Source organism: Salinicola sp. NYA28a (genome assembly GCF_976982775.1).
On record NZ_OZ334582.1, the window covers coordinates 3,575,925 to 3,594,345 of the forward strand.

Sequence of the window (18,421 nt, forward strand, 5' to 3'; positions counted from 1 at the left end):
ACATTGAGCCATCGAGGATACCTGAATGAGCCAAGACGCTGCGCAAAGCCAAACTTCTCGACGCCACTGCGCCGTGGTTACTGGAGGAGCAAGAAATATCGGCCAGGCCATCGCACTTCGACTCCAGCAGGATGGCTATCAAGTCATCGTGGTGGATATCGTCGAGCCGGGAGCGGACTCGCTGAAAGCGGAGGCACGTCAGGTGGACCTTGCCGATGCCGACGCCACCCGGCAGGCAATGGAGGAGATCGCCGCGCATTATACGGTAACCCGGTTAGTCAATAACGTGGGTATCGTCGCCCCGGCACTGCTTGAGGAGGCAAGGCTCGAGGACTTCGACAGGTTGATGCACCTGAACGTACGCTCGGCGCTGGTCTGCACCCAGGCGCTACTGCCCAGTATGAAGGCTTCCGGCATGGGTCGTATAGTGCTGAATACCAGCCGTGTGGTACTGGGCAAGGAGGCGCGCACTATTTACAGCGCCACCAAAGGAGCACTGCAATCCATGGCCAGAACTTGGGCGCTGGAGTTGGCAGAGTATGGCATTACCGTCAACTGTGTCGCACCTGGCCCCATAGCCACTAGTGCCTTTTGGCAGAACAACCCACCCGACTCCGAACGCGCTCGTCACATCATCGATAATATTCCGCTAGGTCGCATGGGCCAGCCTGAGGATGTAGCGCAAGCCGTTAGCTTTTACTGCGACGAGCGCAGCAGCTTTATTACCGGCCAGACCCTCTTCGTATGTGGCGGCGTCACGGTCGGCTAGCAATGTAGTGCCATTCGATTCGATGCTCGGCACCCCAGCGTAGGGAAGTCAGTTCGGTACCATTGTCCGATACGATCATGCCGGGCTTTAGCCTCTGTTCGAGAAACGCTGTCAATTCACGCGCGACTCGTCGCCCGGATATCAAGGTTTCCGGGATCATGGCGAGGCATTGACCTGCCACCGAACTTTCATCTAGCGACTATTTGAGTCCCGTTAGTCTTCGTGTCTATTCGTGCAGCTGTCAACGTCTGTGCATAAGCCACCGGGGTTTGGTAATCCAGGGCCGAGTGCGGACGTTCGGTATTGTAATCATTCGCCCAGGCAGCGATTGCAACCCGCGCGTGAGCCAGGTTACGGAACAAGGTCTCGTTGAGGAGTTCGTCCCGCATCCGGCCGTTGAAGCTCTCCACAAAACCATTCTGCATGGGCTTGCCCGGTGCGATGTAGTGTCATTCGATTCGGTGCTCGGCGCACCAGCGCAGGATCGCGTTGGACGTCAGCTCCGTGCCGTTGTCCGAGACGATCATTCCGGGCTTTCCGCGCCGCTCGATCAGCGCCGCTAGCTCACGTGCCACTCGGCGCCCTGATATCGAGGTGTCCGGGATGGCGGCAAGGCACTCACGGGTGACATCGTCGACTATGTTGAGCACTCGAAATCGCTGCCCGCCAATTAACTGATCGTGCACGAAGTCCAGCGACCACCGTGCATTGGCGCGTGCCTCAATCAGAATTGGCGCCCGTGTTCCAACGGCTTTGCGTCGGGCTTTTCTCTTGCGCACCGTCAGCCCTTCCTCGCGGTAGAGCCGATAGATCCGGTTGATCCCGGATGATTCGCCCTCGCGACGCAGCAGAACGAAGAGTCGCCGATAGCCGAACCGTCGGCGCTCGTTGGCCAACGCCCGTAGTCGGTCACGCAGCACCGAATCGGGAGCGCGCTGCGCCTGGTATCGGATCATCGTGCGATCCGCCCCTGCAAGCCGGCATGCCCGCCGCTCAGACAGCCCGAGCAAGGCCTTCAGATGCGCGACCGCCTCGCGCTTCACGGCGGGCGTCACCACTTTTTTTGAAACCAGTTCCTTCATCGCAGCCAGGTCGAGCATCTGCTCGGCCAACAGCTTCTTCAGCTTGGCATTCTCGTCCTCGAGCGCCTTCAGCCGCTTCGCCTCCGACACCGTCATACCGCCGAACTTGGCTTTCCAGTTGTAGAAGGTTCCCTCCGACATACCGTGCTTACGGCATAAGTCAGCACATCTCGCGCCCGCCTCATGCTTGGCCAGAATGCCGATGATCTGCTCTTCCGTGAATTTTGCTCGTTTCATCGTCCGTCCTCCGGTTAGATCGGACTCTAATCGACGATGGAGGAAAAATCCCGTCGCAGGTCAACCTGTGCAGTTCTAAAGATAGTATTTCAAGGCGGCGAATTAGAGAATCTATCTCTACATATACTATGTTTTTAAAACTCTATATTTTCTATGCGCCCACAGCCTTTTTCCAATAGAGTGTGACTGATGCTCAACCCTGTGCCACGTTTAATTGGACAAATGCGCGCTCAAGCGATGCCTGTTGGCGACGTTCATAAAGCTCAATTTCATCTATTACAGCCTCGCCAAGCGCCTGTTCAAAAAGGTCTTGTCTAGACTGACTGACATATTGGTCGCGCATCCCATTGTTCAAATTCGACTGAAAGATCCCCGCTGCGCTGACCGGAAGGAAGTCTTCGTAGGTCATTGGCGTAGCGATCAGGACACCCTGTTCGATCAATGCCTCGATCCGGTCGAAACCGGCTTCGTCTAACGTTTTGGCACCCGGCACAGCACGATAATGAAAAAAAGCCAAGCCATCTCGGCGCAGTGTCGCTTCATCGTCGGGAATAGCAGCGAAGACCTCACGCAAGTGTTCCTGGTGGGCCTCGTTATCGTCGCCCCCCTCACATGAAGCGGCTAGTATATGGTCATAAAGTTCTCTGCCCTTGCGAGTTAATGCCACGCCGCGCTGTTCAATTTCCCCGAACCGAGCAGCATGTCGCCCTTGGGATTCGTCGGCGAAGAAGATCGATTCCTCCAGCGCCTTGAAACTCGTCTGTCGAAGCAGGATCGGGCAGCACCGCCACGGAGGACCTTCGATGATAGCCTTGGGCGTGATGCCAGTAGCTGGCATACGCCGCTGCACTTCATCAATATCCAGTGTGCGCGGGGTAAGATGGTTAATATGTGGGCCACGAAAGCAGACCACATCAGCAACCAGGCGGTGCTCAGCATGTAATTTTTCGTAGGTGGCTAGATCAACGGTCGCATCGCGATGCCAGCGAAAGGTCTCCAACGCCTCCGCAACGAAGCATTTGGCCTCTGATTCGGTTAGCCCGCCCTTCGCCTCGTACCGCTCTATCAGCGCCATTGCCTGCGAAGTGACAATCTTACGCGAGGCTATGATGTTGGCTGCTCGCTCACGCAGCTCGGTATCGGCGATCAGCTCCAAGCGCAACAGCGAAGTAAATAGGCGAAAAGGATTTCGGCGTAAGGCCTCATCGTCGACGGGGCGAAATGCGGTAGAATGTACCGGTACACCGGCCATAGAAAGATCGTAGTAGCCTACCGGGAACATGCCCATTACGGCGAACATACGTCGAAGCAGTGCCAGCTCTTCTGCGCTGCCCACACGGATCGCGCCATGTCTTTCGATTCCGAGTCGCTCAAGTTCTCCATCTTCAGCCATTGCCTTCTGTTGGGCCGGGTGGCGCTCAAGCGTGGCACGGTTAACCTGCTCGACTAGCTCCAGCAGAGTGCCGTACTGAGGCACTTCCTCCCGATACATGTCAGAAATCGCACGTGAGAAGCAATCCCGAATCCGGTCAGGGCTGAGAAAAGAATCGTTCATATGGAGTACCTCGCTACAGATAAAAAGGATCAGGTCAGTTGCCTCACGACATCGGCAGCAGCCTGATAACGATCGCCTAGATTAATCCCAGCTCAGCATGATCTTTCCCTTATGCTTGCCCGCTTCCATCATTTGGTGCGCCTCGACAATACTCTCCGCCGGCAAGACAGTCTCTATAATCGGTTTAATGGTTCGGCTGGCCAGCAATGGCCAGACTTCAGTGTGCAGCTCCCTGGCGATCGCCCCTTTAAAGGAAGCACCCTGCGGGCGCAGAGTAGAGCCAGTCATAGTCACGCGGCGGCGCAGGATGTCAGACAGTGGAATAGTTGCCTCCTTCCCACGCTGCAACGCAATGATCACAATCCGCCCATCGTCGGCAACGCAGGCCAGCTCGCGCGGCAGATAGTCGCCGCCCACCATATCGAGGATCACATCTACACCACGACCGTCAGTCAACGACATAACCTCGGAGGCGAAATCCAACTCGCGATAGTTGAGCGCTCGTTCGGCGCCCAGTGATTCGCAGAAATTGCATTTTTCACGCGAACCCGCTGTGGCGAAAACGCGATGCCCCCGCTGTGCCGCCAACTGGATAGCCACCGTGCCGATACCGCTACTGCCACCTTGTACCAGCAAGCTCTCATCCTGACCGCGCAGTCCCTGGCCCAAGGCGGCGCGTTGAAAGACATTGCTCCATACCGTGAAGTAGGTCTCGGGTAAAGCCGCTGCCTCGACATCATCAAAACCCTCAGGATAGGGTAGGCACTGCACCAATGGGACAGCGCAATACTCAGCGTAACCACCTCCCTGCAGCAAAGCACAGACCCGATCACCTAGTGCCAGACCAAAAGGGTTGTAGGTGTGGTCGAGGTCGCCCGCAACAATTTTGCCAGCCACCTCGAGTCCCGGAATGTCGGTGACGTTGGGAGGTACCGGGTAATTGCCTCGACGCTGGAAAATATCGGGTCGATTAATGCCGAAGGAGGCAACTTGAATCAACACCTCGCCCTTACCGTGCGTCGGTACGGGACGTCGCGTCAGGCGCAGCACCTCTGGTTCGCCCGACGCTATAATCTCGATAGCACGCATAGTGCTCATGGCGCCTCCTGGGAGGTGTTGTCACCGTGCGAAGAGTGACGACGCGAGGAGACAAAGCGATAGAGGGCCAGCAGAATCGACCCTATAGTAAGTACGATGAAGAACCAAGTGATAGGCCCACGGACGAAGACCGACAAGTCATTCTGACCGATCAATAATGAGCGCCTTAAATTGTCCTCGAACATTGGCCCAAGGATAAAGCCAATAAGGAAGGGAGCCGCCGGAATCGCAGCACGATTGAAAACATATCCCATGACACCGAATCCCAGCATAAGCCAAACATCGAAGATATTGTTATTCACGGCATAAGCACCGTAGGCGCAAAACATCAATACGATAGGAAAGAGGATTTCCTTAGGAATATCAGCAATAAGTGAGAAGTATTTAATGGCTCCATTGCCGACAATCAATAGCACTAGCGAGCTGCACATGATACCCATGAACAGCGCGTAGATTAAGGGTAAGTTCTCTTGAAACAGAACAGGGCCTGGCGTTAAACCATGAACCATAAAGGCCCCCAAGATAATCGCAGTGATCACGTCTCCAGGAATGCCCAACGACAACAGCGGGATCAAGGTGGCACCGGCCACACCGTTATTCCCAGCTTCTGAGGCGGCCACCCCTTCCACCTCACCCTTGCCGAAATTTTCTCGGCGTGGAGAACGTCGGCGAGCATCACTATAGGAGATGAAAGCGGCTGCGGTGGCCCCGGTACCGGGAATAGCTCCGATAATCACTCCGATCAGGCTGCCACGCACTATGCATTTCATGGAGCGCTTGAGTTCGGCAAGTGATAGCCCAGCCCCACTAGCCTTAGCCCGAACATGCGGGACCGCCTTCTTGCGATAGAACTCGATTATCTCAGGTATCGCGAACAGCCCAATCAATAACGGAATAAACGAGATGGAGTCCATCAAATTGTAGTTTCCGAAGGTTAGACGCTGCGAACCAAAAACTTCATCCAGCCCCACCAGCGAGAGCAGAATTCCCATCAGCGCCGCCAACAGCCCCTTTATCATCGACCCACTAGCAAGCGAAATGATAATGGTCAGCGAAAAACAAATCAGCCAAAAAAACTCCGGAGCACCGAAGTTAAGGGCAATTTTAGCCAAATAAGCCGCAAAGAATATCAATGCGATATTAGATATAAAATCGGCAATAACCGAAGAATACAGCGCTGTCTTTAGCGCTTTCTTAGCGTGCCCCTGCTGAGCCATCGGATAACCGTCAAGCAATGTGCATGCCGATGCAGGCGACCCCGGAGTGCGAATCAGAATAGCGGTAATCGATCCCCCGTACATACCGCCTTTATAGATGCCGACTAGTAGCAAAATAGCGGCGACCGGTTCCATCGAAAATGTGAACGGCAGCGCCAGCGCTACTGCCATGGTGGCTGTCAGACCGGGTATAGATCCAACGACGACACCAATCACGACCCCCAGCGCAATAGCTAGAAAGTTCTCGTAATGAAAAACAAGCTGAAGAGCTTCCGAAACTATTTCCATACGTCACCTAGAACCAAGTTAAATGATACGCCTCAAAAAGGCGCTACAGGAAGTGGCACATTCATGAGATTGACGAATATTAAGGTAACGACTATCGGAAAGACGATGGCCAAACTGTAGGGCCAGTAAGTACGTATCGGGTGGGCGGCAAAAAGAATTAGCGTAGCCAGAATGCCAGAAATTACAGCACCCAACGTCTCAAATAGTACTGAGTAGACCAAGAGTGCCACGATCATCAGAGCGAAACGAGGGTGGGACCCTTTTACAATGCGCCGCCCATCCTCTTTAGCAGTATTATCAATCAGCATACCCTGCACAATCAACAAAATGGATAAGCTAAACATTAACCATCCCACGATGCGCGGCAGCCAACGCGGTGACATCATAGGATTCTGAAGTATGGGCGGTTCACCGATATAATTGGGAATCAAACAGAACAACAGCACAACAGAGGCGATCAGTAGAATACCGCCTGTAAGGATATCGCCGGAGTCTCGAAACGGCAGACCTCGCTTTTGGGTAGGAGTCGACATTTCTATCACCTCTATGTAACGGGAAAGGCGAGGATGAATCCTCCTCGCCTCACTAGCATCACTGGGTTGCGATGGCTTACTGGCTAATGCCCGCTTGGTCCGCTACCGTCTGCCATCGTTTCACGTCCTTGGCAACGAACTGCTTAAACTCATCGCCAGCGACCTGGCCAGGTTTGGCACCCAACTGATCAGCGAAATCAAGAAATTCCTTCCGTTGCATTACGCGCTCAAGAGCTGATCGCATAGCTTCCTGCGCCTCCGGAGGGAAGGATTTATCAGCGATCAGGCCGAACCAGGCGGTGGTGACAAACTGGTCGAGGTTGTAATCGCCTATTTCGCGAAGAGTCGGCACGTTCGGCAGATCCTTGGAGCGCTCAGCAGAGGTTACTGCTAGCGCTTTCAAGTCACCTGACTTGATGTGTGAGAGTACGGTCGGCATGTTTTCGAAGGAAACGTCGACATCGCCGCTCAACAACGCTGGTAAAGCTGCGCCGCTGCCAGCGAAGGGAACTGCCGTCATGTTGGTCTCGGTCAATGATTTAAAGAGCTCGCCGGACATATGGATTGAGCTCCCTACACCGCTGTGACTGAATGTCATGTTTTGCTTCTTGGCCGCCTTAATAAAGTCAGTAACACTGTCATAAGGACTGTCAGCTGGAACTACCATTACATTGGGGATATCGATAAGTTTTTGCAGGAAAACAAAGTCTTCAACTGGATCATACGTCAAGTTGGGATAGATTGCCGCGCCGATGGTGTGCCCCGGCGAAGCCATCAGAATGGTGTGATCAGCATCACGACCGCCACGCGCTAAACGCGCGGTCGCTACGGTAGAACCCGCGCCGGGTCGATTCTCTACGATGATATTGGTGTCGAGCTCGCTCTGCAGCAGATCAGCCACGCGGCGCGAAAGTACATCGGTAGTGCCTCCAGGCGCATAGGGTACGACCAAGCGGATATCTTCGGTCGGCCACTCGCTAGCGAGGGCCGACGACACGAAAACGCCAAGGGCAAGCCCACTGCTACAAATTGCCCAACATGCTGCTTTTAAAATGCTTTTCATATGCCACCTTGATTTGACCAATCATCTTGTCCGCTTAGCGAACTTTAATTCGCAAACACGAATAGAGTACAGCGATCCGTCTCATTACAGAACCCGACTTTGGTCTCAACGGGGCGATGTCAAAATCTTGTTAGTAGAATGCGATCCAAGCCTGTCCTTGGGATGGATATCTATACCGCGGCACGTCGGGGCATAATTGATACTCTTCACGTATAATGCTCTGCTCTCGCTCTCTCGGTTCCCGCTGCTGCGCTTGAACCAGCCCAAGGCCGAGCGACGTATAACCAACACCCTCTGCTCAGCCCACCAACCGAAGCAGCAAGACGGCCATCGCCAGCGAGATTATCAAGAATGCTCCATTCCAACTCAGGCAGATCTGCCTCGCTGTCATGCCTGTGAAACGCGACATGATCATCATCGCCGCAGTGAACGGAGAGGACATCATGGTCAAAGACCAGCCCGCTAACATCGCTGCAGCCAGTAGAGGCAGCGAGAGTTCGGCTGGCCCTGCCTGGGCCACCATACTGGTCAAGAAAGTCACACTGATGATGGGGTTTACTCCCAACTGGGCCAGCAACACGATAAGCATCATTGCTAGTACTGGCAGCCAATTGCCTATGTACATCAGTATTTCTGCAATATCTTTCAACTGGGCGGGATTCAGTAGTGCTACGCTCAGATACCCCAGATAAGCTCCTGATCCCAGCGCCACAATCTCGTTGCCAATGCCTTCGAATACATCTGGTAGGCGACGGCCTAGTATTATGCTAGCCGGTATCACGCCCACCCACCCCAGCGCACGACACTGCCACATCAGCCACAGCCAAGCCCCCATTGGTACTGCTATCAGCACCGCCTGCGGCAGGCGCAAGGAGAGCCAGACGGAAATCGCGAACACTAAGGAGATCAAAGCCAGAAGCAACAAGCTTAATATTACCAGCGGCATTAGCGATGGATGAGCGGTGGATAAACCGTGGGAGGCCGACTGTGGCACCGACAGCTGATCACAGGCCCAGCCGAGCAGGAATAAGCCAATCGCAGTTACCAACACATAGGGAAATAGCTCCGCCCAAGTAAGTGGGTGGAGATTTCCCAGCATAACGGCCACCCCAATCCCCAGCGGTGATACCAGCGGAGCCAGCGTAAAGCCCCGCAGAGTGGCAAGCAGCATGCGACGGCGGCGCGCTTCTTGTAGCCATGTTCGGCCTTGGGCCGAAGCTAATGTGTTTGCCTTGTCTATCATCGTTATAAATAAAGTCAGCACGCCGAAGTTGAGTACGATGCCGAATAGAGTGGAGCCCAAGGAGAGTAAGGGATAACGCCAAGCAGGAGGTTGCTTCAGTAGACTCTGCCCGCAACGACGAATCAGGCGGGAGCGATAGGCAGGTAGCCGCAGCAGCGCCAATGCAGTCATGAAAGCAGCCAAAAAAGTGAAACTATTAGTAGCTTCATATAATGTGGCCCAGGGAGACGCTAGCTGCATTAATGTTAATAGTGTCGCTCCCACACACACCAGCGCTAGCAGACGTGCCATAGGACTGAAGCGCGGCCAACCCAATATCAGAAAGCCTACTAGCAGCAAATTAGATATATAACCCGCGACGTCTGAGCCGGCAAGCTCTCGCCATACAACCAAGACAGACAATGCGGCAAGTAGCCAACTGGACCACATGTTCATGGCAGGCAGGACTTTTGTGAATATCATAATCCAGCCACCCTCTGCTGATGTAGCTCAGTGGATTTTGGAAACATATCGAATGAGTTTATATGGATCGACGTTGCTACATTAGTCACAATTGACACGCTTAGCCCTAGTCTTATTACAGTTTTCGACACTGTTTCCCTTTGCCCCCTAATTACCGATTGATATCCTACATGTGTAGTGCGCAGGAATAGCACGCCATCCGGCAAGACTACCTGTTCTAGCTGCCTTTTCTCAGCTGCCGCCTTACCATTTCGTATATTTCGCAAGGCAAGATGAAACACGCCCACAGGTATGGTTTCTTCCAAGAGCAAGCGGCATCGCCAGTCGGCGGAGTTCACCCGTTCGGTTTGCACCTACCGCTATGGCCAGTTGTTTCTGGCCAAGCGCCGTAAACATTGGTCACCCGCCGGATCCGCGACCGTCCGACGACCCCGCCACCAGTACCATTTCAGGAACTTACCGGGCTGCTATTTAGTGAGCTGCTGGTGCGAGTTTTTGAGGTACTGCCATCATCCCGTCAATGGTGGGCATTGGAGCATCGGCACCGGCCTGAAAAAGTTGTTCCTCAACCGGCCACGGGGGACATTAGCAAACCCAGTCACACGGCGGCATATGCGAACTGCCTAGTCATCTGATGTTACATGTTCGGATAATTGGGGCCGCCGCCACCCTCGGGAGCTACCCAGGTGATGTTCTGGGACGGGTCCTTGATGTCGCAGGTCTTGCAGTGGATGCAGTTCTGGAAGTTGATCCGGAACTGCGGTTCTCCTCCTTCCTCGACCACTTCGTAGACGCCGACCGGACAATAGCGCTGCGCGGGCTCGGCGTATTCCGGCAGATTTCTGGCGATGGGAATGTCCGGATCGCTCAGCTTCAGATGGCAGGGCTGGTTCTCGTCGTGGTTGGTGTTCGACAGGAACACCGAAGACGGCTTGTCGAACGATAGCTTGCCATCGGGTTTGGGGTAATCGATCGGCGTCGACTCCGCCGCCTTCTTCAATTGATGGTCCGGCGTGGTGTCATGCTGCACCGGCAGCTTGCCGCCCAGCAGCTGGTCGACGAAATTGAAGGCGCCGCCGCCCACGGTGCCGAACCGATGGATGGCCGGACCGAAGCTGCGACTGGCCTGCAGTTCCTGCCACGCCCAGCTCGACTCCCAGGCCTGGGTGAAGGCGGTAAGCTCCTGACCGCCCTCGTCGCCGGAAGCGATGGCCTCGAACACGCTCTCCGCCGCGACCAGCCCCGATTTCATCGCGGTGTGAATGCCCTTGATCTTGGCGAAATTGAGCGTGCCGGCGTCGCAGCCCAGCAGCAGGGCGCCGGGCATCGTCATCCTGGGCAGACAGTTGGCGCCCCCCTTGGTGATCGCGCGGGCACCATAGGCAACACGTTTGCCGCCTTCGAGATGGCGTTTCAGCAGCGAGTGATGCTTCATGCGCTGGAATTCGTCGAACGGCGACAGATAAGGGTTGCGGTACGCCAGGTCGACGATCAGCCCCACCATCACCTGCTGGTTGTCGCCGTGATAGAGAAACCAGCCGCCATGGCTGTCGCCGCCATGGTTCTTGTCATTCAGGGGCCAGCCGGAGCCGTGCAGCACCAGGCCGGGCTCATGCTGCTCGGCGGGCACGTCCCACAGCTCCTTGAAGCCGATGGCGTAATGTTGCGGGTCGCGGTTCGCATCGAGATCGAAGCGCGAGATCAGCTGCTTGCCGATATGGCCCCGTGCGCCTTCGCAGAACAGGGTGTACTTGGCACGCAGTTCCATGCCGGGCATGTAGTTGGCGGTCTCGCTGCCGCCGGCGGCGACGCCCATGTCGCCGGTGATGATGCCCCGCACGATGCCTTCGTCGTCGACGATCGCTTCCTGGGCGGCGAAGCCGGGAAAGATTTCGACACCCAGCCCTTCGGCCTGCTCGGCCAGCCAGCGACAGAGGTTGCCGGCGCTGATGACGTAGTTCGGATTGTCGGCGTCGTTCGAGCTGGCGTGGCCGGCATTGTGCATCGTCTTGGGGACGATGGCGTTGGGCAGCTTCTGGGCCTTGTCGGCATCCTTCAGCAGATAGAGCTCGTCGCGCAGTACCGGCGTGTTCAACGGCGCGCCGCGCTCGGCCCAGTCCGGGAACAGCTCCGACAGCGCGCGCGGCTCGAGCACGGCACCGGAGAGAATGTGCGCGCCGACCTCCGACCCCTTCTCGACCACGCAGACAGAGAGCTCCCGTTCGGCCTCGCTCGCCTGCTGCATCAAACGGCACGCTGCCGACAGTCCGCTGGGGCCCGCCCCCACGATCACTACGTCGAAATCCATGGATTCGCGTTCAATTTGTGACGCCATGTCCCGCCCCTTGCTGAAGGAAAAATTCGACGGCTACGGAAAGCGCCGCTCCGGAGATAACCGGATAAACCACTGAATCAAGCCCAGTCTCATAGCTTGCTCTCAAGCAGCGGCAGCGCCTCAAAGAGATCGGCTACCAAACCGTAATCGGCCACCTGGAAGATCGGCGCTTCGTCGTCCTTGTTGATCGCCACGATCACCTTGGAGTCCTTCATGCCCGCCAGGTGCTGGATCGCGCCGCTGATACCGACGGCAATATAAAGCTCGGGAGCGACGATCTTGCCGGTCTGCCCGACCTGCATGTCGTTGGGCACGAAACCCGCGTCGACCGCGGCACGAGAAGCCCCGATGGCGGCGCCGAGCTTGTCGGCAATGCCGTCGAGCAGCTTGAAGTTGTCGCCGTTGCCCATGCCTCGGCCACCGGAGATGACCACGCGAGCGCCACCCAGCTCCGGGCGCTCGTTTTGCGCGAGCTCTTCGCCGATGAAGCGCGACAGCGCGTTGGCGACAACGGTATCCACGGGCTCGATGGTCGCGGCTCCGCCTTCGCTCACCGGGTCGAACGCCGTCGTGCGCACGGTGATCACCTTGAGCGGATCGCTGGACTGCACCGTGGCGATGGCGTTGCCGGCATAGATCGGACGCTTGAAGGTATCGGCGCTCTCGACGCTCAGGATCTCGGAGATCTGGGAGACGTCCTTGAGCGCCGCAACCCGCGGCAGCACGTTCTTGCCGTCGGTCGATGCCGCGGCGAGCACGTGGCTGTAGTCACCGGCCAGCTGGACCAGCAGATCCGCCAGCGGCTCGGCCAACTGATGCGCGTACGTCGCGTCGTCGGCCACCCGCACGCGGGAGACGCCATCGAGCTTGGCGGCCGCTTCAGCAATGGCCGCCACATGCTCGCCGGCGACCAGGATGTCGATATCGCCACCAATGGCTCGGGCGGCGCCGACGACATGAGCCGTGCCGGCGGAGAGACGCCCTTCATGGTGTTCGGCCAGAACCAGAATACTCATGCGATCAGCTCCTTTCACAGCACTTTGGCTTCGTTCTTGAGTTTATCGATCAGCTCGTCCACGGAGCCTACCTTGACACCGCCCTTGCGCTCGGCTGGCGTCTCGACCTTGAGCAGCTCAAGCCCGCTGGAGACGGCCACGCCGAGGGCTTCCGGCGTCCGGCTGTCCAGCGGCTTCTTCTTGGCTTTCATGATGTCCGGCAGCTTGGCGTAGCGCGGTTCGTTCAGGCGCAGGTCGGTGGTCACCACCGCGGGCAGCTTGAGCGCGACGCTCTGCAGGCCGCCATCGATCTCGCGGGTGACGCGCACGTAGCCGTCTTCGACGCCATCGCCGAAGGCGACCTCCGAGGCGAAGGTGCCCTGCCCCATACCGCTCAGCGCCGCCAGCATCTGGCCGGTCTGGTTGTTGTCGGTATCGATCGCCTGCTTGCCGAGAATGACCAGGTCGGGCTGCTCTTCATCGACCACGGCCTTGAGCAGCTTGGCTACCGCCAGCGACTCGACGCGCTCGTCGGTCTCGACGTGAATGGCGCGGTCCGCACCCAGCGCCAGCGCCGTGCGAAGCTGTTCCTGAGCGGCCTTGGGGCCGACCGTGACGGCGACGATCTCCGTGGCGACGCCTTTCTCCTTGAGACGAACGGCCTCTTCCACCGCGATTTCACAGAAGGGGTTCATGGCCATCTTGACGTTGGTCAGATCCACGTCGGTGTGATCCGGCTTGACCCGGATCTTGACGTTGTAATCGATGACGCGTTTGACCGCGACGAGTACTTTCATATTCGCTCCTAAACTAAAATACTCGAGTCATGAAAATAATGATCAACCTACTACGCCGTCGTCCTTCAGCTGCGACAACTGATCTGCAGAGAGATCAAGATATTCTGAGAGTACATTGTCGGTATCCTGACCCAGTAGCGGCGCCGGTCGCTTGTACTCCACCGGCGTTTCGGAGAGGCGAATCGGGCTACCAACCATTTTGAAGTCAGGATTCATGGGATGGGGGATGTTGACCAGCATGCCACGGGCGTCCACCTGGGGCTCCGCCAACGCACCGGCAATATCATTAATTACCCCAACCGGCACCTTGACCTTGCTGATTCTTTCCACCCATACTTCGGCCGCATCTTGCTTGAAATGGTCCGAGAGAATTTGGGTGATAACGTCTCTGTTCCTGACGCGATTCTCGTTTCTTGAAAACCTGGGATCGGCGGCAAGCTCCGACAGGCCTATGGCGTTGCATAGGGCCACAAACTGAGAATCGTTGCCGCAAGCGATAATGAAATCCTTATCGCTGGCCCGAAATGAGTTGTAGGGCACAATATTGGCGTGTGCATTACCGTAGCGACCAGGCGATACCCCGGTACTCAAGTAGTTCTGGCTCTGATTACCCAAGGCCGCTACCTGAACGTCCAGGAGCGCCATATCGCAATACTGGCCTCGACCAGTCTTTTCACGGGCCAAGAGAGCTGCCTGAATCGCAATGACTGAGTACAGCCCAGTCATTACGTCGGTCACAGCCACCCCCACCTTCTGTGGCCCGCCACCGGGGACGCCATCACGCTCACCGGTGATACTCATCAGTCCACCCATCCCCTGGATGATGAAATCGTAGCCGGGTTCCTGAGCACGTGGTCCCGTCTGACCGAAGCCCGTGACGGAACAATAGACCAAGCGGGAGTTGATACGGGAAAGCGACGCGTAATCCAGCCCATACTTCTCCAAAGACCCCGCCTTGAAATTTTCGATCAGCACATCGCTTTCAGCGGCCAGAGCCCGGACGATTTCCTGCCCTTTCTCGCTGGCAATATCGACGGCCACGGAACGCTTGTTACGATTGGAGGACTGGTAGTATGAGGCCTCTTGAGTATCCTCACCCTGCGCATTCTTCATGTAAGGAGGCCCCCAGGCCCGGGTATCATCTCCCCTTGCAACACGCTCCACCTTGACGACATCGGCCCCGAGATCAGCCAGCACCTGGCTGCACCAGGGACCAGCCAGCACTCGGCTCAAGTCGAGCACACGAATTCCCGTCAGCGCGCCCATTACGTCCACCTCGATTCGTCCAACATGATAAACCTCCCGACATCACCGAATACTGGATGCTTCGTGCAACAGGGATACCCCTAGCGTGGCGCGCCTGCGCAGCCACGGGCTTGGGCGATACCGGGGATCCCCCGTCAGCGCGTTGATACGCTCAAGGATGGCCAGCAATCGTTTCGGACCCAACGCATCCCCCCACGCCAGTGGGCCATGCGGATAGTTGAGCCCCAGTCTTACGGCATTATCGATATCGGTAGGCGTGGCAATCCCACGCTGGGCAATGTCACAGGCCAGGTTGACTACCGAGGCAAGCACTCGCTGGGAGACAAACCCCACACTGTCACGAATCACAGTGACTCCGACGCCATCCGACGCCAACAGGGCGTGAGCCGCCTCACGCATGTCCTGCCGCGTGACCGGCGTCATCATTAGGGTCCGGTGACGGTCAAGGCTCTGCAACGCATCGAGGCAGAGCGTTCGCTCAGGGGCGACACCGAAGTGCGCACTGGCACTGACGGCATCTTCACCAAAAGGCAGCAATAGGCAGAGCGCCTCCTCCGAAGGTGAGCCGGACGACTCCACTCGACCGCCAAGCGACTCCAGCAGTGCCATCACCTGATCGCGCTCGGCGGCGTCTTCACACCCTACCCAGATCGGCGGAACATGGCTCACCTTGGGCACCGGCTGGGGAGCAAAGGCATCGGCTTTTCGTCCGCCTTCGTAGCGGTAAAAGCCAACGCCCGTCTTGCGCCCCAGGCGGTTACCTTTCAGCATCTGCTGGGTAACGTAGGAAGGCCGATAGCGCGGATCGTGATAGAACTGCTCGAAGATGGATTCCATTGCGGGGTGGGACACATCCAACCCCGTCAAGTCGAGCAGCTCCAAGGGCCCCATCCGGAAACCAGCCTCCTCGCGGAGTATGTGGTCGATATCCTCAGGCGCCGCCACGCTCTCTTCCAAGATCATCAACCCTTCCGTGCTGTAGGCGCGTCCGGCATGGTTGACGATGAACCCAGGGGTGTCCTGGGCATGCACGCCGGCATGGCCTAGCCTGCTCGCCAACTCTAGCAGCGTATCGACAACTGCATTATCGGTGTCAATCCCGTCGGCTACCTCGACGACTTTCATCAGGGGCACGGGATTGAAGAAGTGGAAACCGGCCACCCGGCCAGGACACGACAATCCCGAAGCAATGGCCGTGACAGACAGGGACGAGGTATTCGTCGCCAAGATGCACTCCCTGGAAACGATTGCCTCCAGGTCGGTGAACAGGGCTTGCTTGGCTTCCAGATCCTCAACGATCGCCTCGATGATCACATCGCAATCTGCCAAGTCCGCCATCGATTCGGCGACCTTGAGGTGCAACAAGGCGGCATCGGCGGATTCACGCGAGACCTTGCCCTTGCCCACCAGCTTATCGAAGGTTGCCTGTAGTCCATCGCGCGCAGCGCTCACCGCCCCGTCTCGCTTGTCAAACAGCGCGACTTGCAAGCCAGCCTGGGCAGCAATCTGCGCAATCCCCACCCCCATTACCCCGGTGCCGACGATTCCCACCCGGTTCACTTCTCTTGACATTACAACTCTCCCCGGTAATTCGGTTTGCGCTTCTCTATGAACGCAGCCGCCCCTTCCTTCTGATCCGCAGTATCGAAGAGCATTTGGAAGGCTTTCCGCTCAAGGACCAGTGCGCTATCCAAAGGCAAATCGGCCCCCGCGAGTACCGTCTCCTTGATCTGTTCCAGCGCCAGCGAGGGTAGAGACGCAATCTCGTGGGCCAGTGCCTTGGCGCGCTCCAAGGTCTGGTCGTCTGCCACAACTTCACTGACTAGCCCCATACGTAGAGCCTCAGGCGCCGAAACCAGGCACCCGGTCATCAGCATGCGCATGGCCTGGAACTTGCCTACCGCCCGAACGAGGCGCTGCGTCCCGCCAGCCCCGGGCATTAGGCCCAGTTTGACCTCAGGCTGACCGAATCGAGCCGTCTCTCCCGCCACGATAATGTCGCAGTGCATGGCAAGTTCGCAGCCACCGCCCAAGGCGAATCCGTTCACCGCGGCGATTACCGGCTTGGGGCAAAGCGCAATAGGCTCCCAAAAGCGCTCGTTGTGGCGCTGATGCATCTCGGCAGGGGACACCGTAGCGAACTCCTTGACGTCGGCCCCAGCCACGAAGACGTGCTCGCCGCCCGTCAGCACAATGGCCCTCACCTCATCTCGGTGAGCCAGAGACGAGAAATGTTCGGCTAACTGACGCCTGATCGCAGCATTGAGCGCATTCTTGGCCTCTGGTCGATCGATTCGAACCACGGCTACGCCATCGACTAGTGACGCCAGGTAAGCCTCGGCTAGCTGTTGCTTGTCATTCATGTAACACCTAACTGTTAATATGTCCGCTATACGGACTTTTATTTTGCTATATCATTAAATTACACACTTTCCTGAAAGACTGTCAATGAAACCCTAGGTGCCGGAGCAACCCCCTATTCATCTCAAGGCAAAGAGGATCAAGCAGTAGCCATGGCATGCTACGAAAGTACAAAAAAAATCATTATGTCTGCAATGCAGACTTTTCGTTCGATTGATTGACATTTTCAGAGCAATGCACGCAAACTCTTTCCCTAGTTACTTGCGGCCGGAGCGAGGCTCGGTGAAAAAAAGAGACAGTGGCGACTTCCAGATCGTGGTGGACCTAATCCATACAGAGGAAGAACAGGAGAAAGACCGACAGTTCGTGACATCGCTGGCAAGAGGGCTGGAGCTGCTACGTTGCTTCACCCCGCGTGACAGCATGCTCAGCAATCTCGATCTGGCAAGAAAGACGGGGCTTCCGCGTCCTACAGTGAGCAGGCTGACGCACACGCTAGCTAGACTAGGCTATCTACGCCCTCTACCACGCGGGAAATATCAACTGGATGTAGGCGTTATGTCCTTTGGCTACTCCATGATATCCAATCTGCCGATTCGCTCGGTTGCACAGCCATTGATGATCAACCTCGCTAACGAGGTAGGCGCAACCGTATCCATGTCCGCCCGAGACCGTCTCGATATGGTCTACCTGGACGTGGTACAGAGCGCCCTACGTTCGACCATTCGCCGCCAGATAGGGACACGTCTCCCTATTCATCAGAGTTCAGCGGGACGAGCTTGCCTAGCAGCCATGCCTCAAGATGAAGCCGAGGTGATAATGGAACATATCAAGGAGAGCAGCCCAAAGGAGTGGCCAAGCATACGCAGAGCGCTGGAGCGTGCCTTTAGGGACTACGCAGACTATGGTTATTGTCTTTCGATCGGCGAGTGGCAACGAAAAGTGAATGCGGTTGCAGTCCCTCTTAGCCATCCGCAACTGGGCATCCTGTCATTCAACTGCGGGGGTCCAGAATTTCAGATTTCCCGCGAAAAGCTTGAAGAGTCCATCGGCCCAAGACTGGTACAGATGGTCAATGATATAGAAACGCAGATCTCGTGAACTACGAGACATACTAGGT

Annotated in this window: 14 protein-coding genes and 2 pseudogenes; 2 read left to right on the plus strand and 14 right to left on the minus strand. The window is 56.7% G+C overall.

The genetic code is table 11. The annotated features are described in order from the left end of the window. Positions 1–25 precede the first annotated feature (25 nt). Positions 26–769 carry an SDR family NAD(P)-dependent oxidoreductase gene (locus ACWHY3_RS16125; protein WP_448126973.1) on the plus strand — a complete coding sequence of 248 codons (744 nt, stop codon included), beginning with the start codon at positions 26–28 and terminating at the stop codon, positions 767–769. On the opposite strand, the pseudogene ACWHY3_RS16130 reads toward ACWHY3_RS16125, so the two are convergent. The 14 genes and pseudogenes from ACWHY3_RS16130 to ACWHY3_RS16195 all read right to left on the minus strand — a co-directional run. Continuing rightward, positions 768–950, minus strand: a pseudogene (locus ACWHY3_RS16130) (IS3 family transposase); the annotation flags it as partial. The gene ACWHY3_RS16125 and the pseudogene ACWHY3_RS16130 overlap by 2 nt on opposite strands. Before the next feature lie 7 nt (positions 951–957). Beyond that, a pseudogene (locus tag ACWHY3_RS16135) lies at positions 958–2,088 on the minus strand (IS3 family transposase). 193 nt (positions 2,089–2,281) lie between these two features. Then, the gene (gene hglS, locus ACWHY3_RS16140; RefSeq protein ID WP_448126974.1) at positions 2,282–3,643 is read right to left on the minus strand and encodes a 2-oxoadipate dioxygenase/decarboxylase HglS; all 1,362 of its coding nucleotides are present in this window, start codon (positions 3,641–3,643) and stop codon (positions 2,282–2,284) included. Positions 3,644–3,724: 81 nt separating this feature from the next. Continuing rightward, positions 3,725–4,741: an NAD(P)H-quinone oxidoreductase gene (locus ACWHY3_RS16145; RefSeq protein WP_448126975.1), complete on the minus strand. Its 1,017-nt coding sequence runs from the start codon at positions 4,739–4,741 to the stop codon at positions 3,725–3,727. After that, complete coding sequence (locus ACWHY3_RS16150; RefSeq protein ID WP_448126976.1) at positions 4,738–6,246, minus strand: tripartite tricarboxylate transporter permease; 1,509 nt, start codon at positions 6,244–6,246, stop codon at positions 4,738–4,740. The genes ACWHY3_RS16145 and ACWHY3_RS16150 overlap by 4 nt, the downstream gene beginning before the upstream one ends. A 32-nt stretch (positions 6,247–6,278) precedes the next feature. After that, complete coding sequence (locus ACWHY3_RS16155; protein ID WP_448126977.1) at positions 6,279–6,779, minus strand: tripartite tricarboxylate transporter TctB family protein; 501 nt, start codon at positions 6,777–6,779, stop codon at positions 6,279–6,281. A 76-nt stretch (positions 6,780–6,855) separates the two neighbouring features. Beyond that, complete coding sequence (locus ACWHY3_RS16160; RefSeq protein ID WP_448126978.1) at positions 6,856–7,842, minus strand: Bug family tripartite tricarboxylate transporter substrate binding protein; 987 nt, start codon at positions 7,840–7,842, stop codon at positions 6,856–6,858. A 298-nt stretch (positions 7,843–8,140) separates the two neighbouring features. Continuing rightward, positions 8,141–9,256, minus strand: coding sequence for a hypothetical protein (locus ACWHY3_RS16165; RefSeq protein WP_448126979.1), 1,116 nt, complete (start codon positions 9,254–9,256; stop codon positions 8,141–8,143). Between the two features lie 928 nt (positions 9,257–10,184). Then, positions 10,185–11,882, minus strand: coding sequence for an electron transfer flavoprotein-ubiquinone oxidoreductase (locus tag ACWHY3_RS16170; protein WP_448126980.1), 1,698 nt, complete (start codon positions 11,880–11,882; stop codon positions 10,185–10,187). Positions 11,883–11,971: 89 nt separating this feature from the next. Beyond that, positions 11,972–12,898: an electron transfer flavoprotein subunit alpha/FixB family protein gene (locus tag ACWHY3_RS16175; protein ID WP_448126981.1), complete on the minus strand. Its 927-nt coding sequence runs from the start codon at positions 12,896–12,898 to the stop codon at positions 11,972–11,974. Between the two features lie 14 nt (positions 12,899–12,912). Beyond that, entirely contained in the window at positions 12,913–13,674 is a 762-nt protein-coding gene (locus ACWHY3_RS16180; RefSeq protein ID WP_448126982.1) for an electron transfer flavoprotein subunit beta/FixA family protein, read from the minus strand. A gap of 42 nt (positions 13,675–13,716) precedes the next feature. Then, positions 13,717–14,940: a CaiB/BaiF CoA transferase family protein gene (locus ACWHY3_RS16185; protein WP_448126983.1), complete on the minus strand. Its 1,224-nt coding sequence runs from the start codon at positions 14,938–14,940 to the stop codon at positions 13,717–13,719. Positions 14,941–14,982: 42 nt separating this feature from the next. Further along, positions 14,983–16,512: a 3-hydroxyacyl-CoA dehydrogenase gene (locus tag ACWHY3_RS16190; RefSeq protein ID WP_448126984.1), complete on the minus strand. Its 1,530-nt coding sequence runs from the start codon at positions 16,510–16,512 to the stop codon at positions 14,983–14,985. Next, positions 16,512–17,303 carry an enoyl-CoA hydratase gene (locus tag ACWHY3_RS16195; protein ID WP_448126985.1) on the minus strand — a complete coding sequence of 264 codons (792 nt, stop codon included), beginning with the start codon at positions 17,301–17,303 and terminating at the stop codon, positions 16,512–16,514. The genes ACWHY3_RS16190 and ACWHY3_RS16195 overlap by 1 nt, the downstream gene beginning before the upstream one ends. 280 nt (positions 17,304–17,583) lie before the next feature. On the opposite strand from ACWHY3_RS16195, the gene ACWHY3_RS16200 reads away from it, so the two are divergent. Next, a complete protein-coding gene (locus tag ACWHY3_RS16200; protein ID WP_448126986.1) occupies positions 17,584–18,402 on the plus strand; it encodes an IclR family transcriptional regulator in 819 nt (272 codons plus the stop codon). Positions 18,403–18,421 lie beyond the last annotated feature (19 nt).

Bases quoted from the DNA above. Each gene is read 5' to 3' on its own strand.
- ACWHY3_RS16125 (WP_448126973.1), top strand. From the start codon at position 26: ATGAGCCAAGACGCTGCGCAAAGCCAAACTTCTCGACGCCACTGCGCC.
- hglS (WP_448126974.1), bottom strand. From the start codon at position 3,643: ATGAACGATTCTTTTCTCAGCCCTGACCGGATTCGGGATTGCTTCTCA.
- ACWHY3_RS16145 (WP_448126975.1), bottom strand. From the start codon at position 4,741: ATGAGCACTATGCGTGCTATCGAGATTATAGCGTCGGGCGAACCAGAG.
- ACWHY3_RS16150 (WP_448126976.1), bottom strand. From the start codon at position 6,246: ATGGAAATAGTTTCGGAAGCTCTTCAGCTTGTTTTTCATTACGAGAAC.
- ACWHY3_RS16155 (WP_448126977.1), bottom strand. From the start codon at position 6,779: ATGTCGACTCCTACCCAAAAGCGAGGTCTGCCGTTTCGAGACTCCGGC.
- ACWHY3_RS16160 (WP_448126978.1), bottom strand. From the start codon at position 7,842: ATGAAAAGCATTTTAAAAGCAGCATGTTGGGCAATTTGTAGCAGTGGG.
- ACWHY3_RS16165 (WP_448126979.1), bottom strand. From the start codon at position 9,256: ATGACTGCATTGGCGCTGCTGCGGCTACCTGCCTATCGCTCCCGCCTG.
- ACWHY3_RS16170 (WP_448126980.1), bottom strand. From the start codon at position 11,882: ATGGCGTCACAAATTGAACGCGAATCCATGGATTTCGACGTAGTGATC.
- ACWHY3_RS16175 (WP_448126981.1), bottom strand. From the start codon at position 12,898: ATGAGTATTCTGGTTCTGGCCGAACACCATGAAGGGCGTCTCTCCGCC.
- ACWHY3_RS16180 (WP_448126982.1), bottom strand. From the start codon at position 13,674: ATGAAAGTACTCGTCGCGGTCAAACGCGTCATCGATTACAACGTCAAG.
- ACWHY3_RS16185 (WP_448126983.1), bottom strand. From the start codon at position 14,940: ATGGGCGCGCTGACGGGAATTCGTGTGCTCGACTTGAGCCGAGTGCTG.
- ACWHY3_RS16190 (WP_448126984.1), bottom strand. From the start codon at position 16,512: ATGTCAAGAGAAGTGAACCGGGTGGGAATCGTCGGCACCGGGGTAATG.
- ACWHY3_RS16195 (WP_448126985.1), bottom strand. From the start codon at position 17,303: ATGAATGACAAGCAACAGCTAGCCGAGGCTTACCTGGCGTCACTAGTC.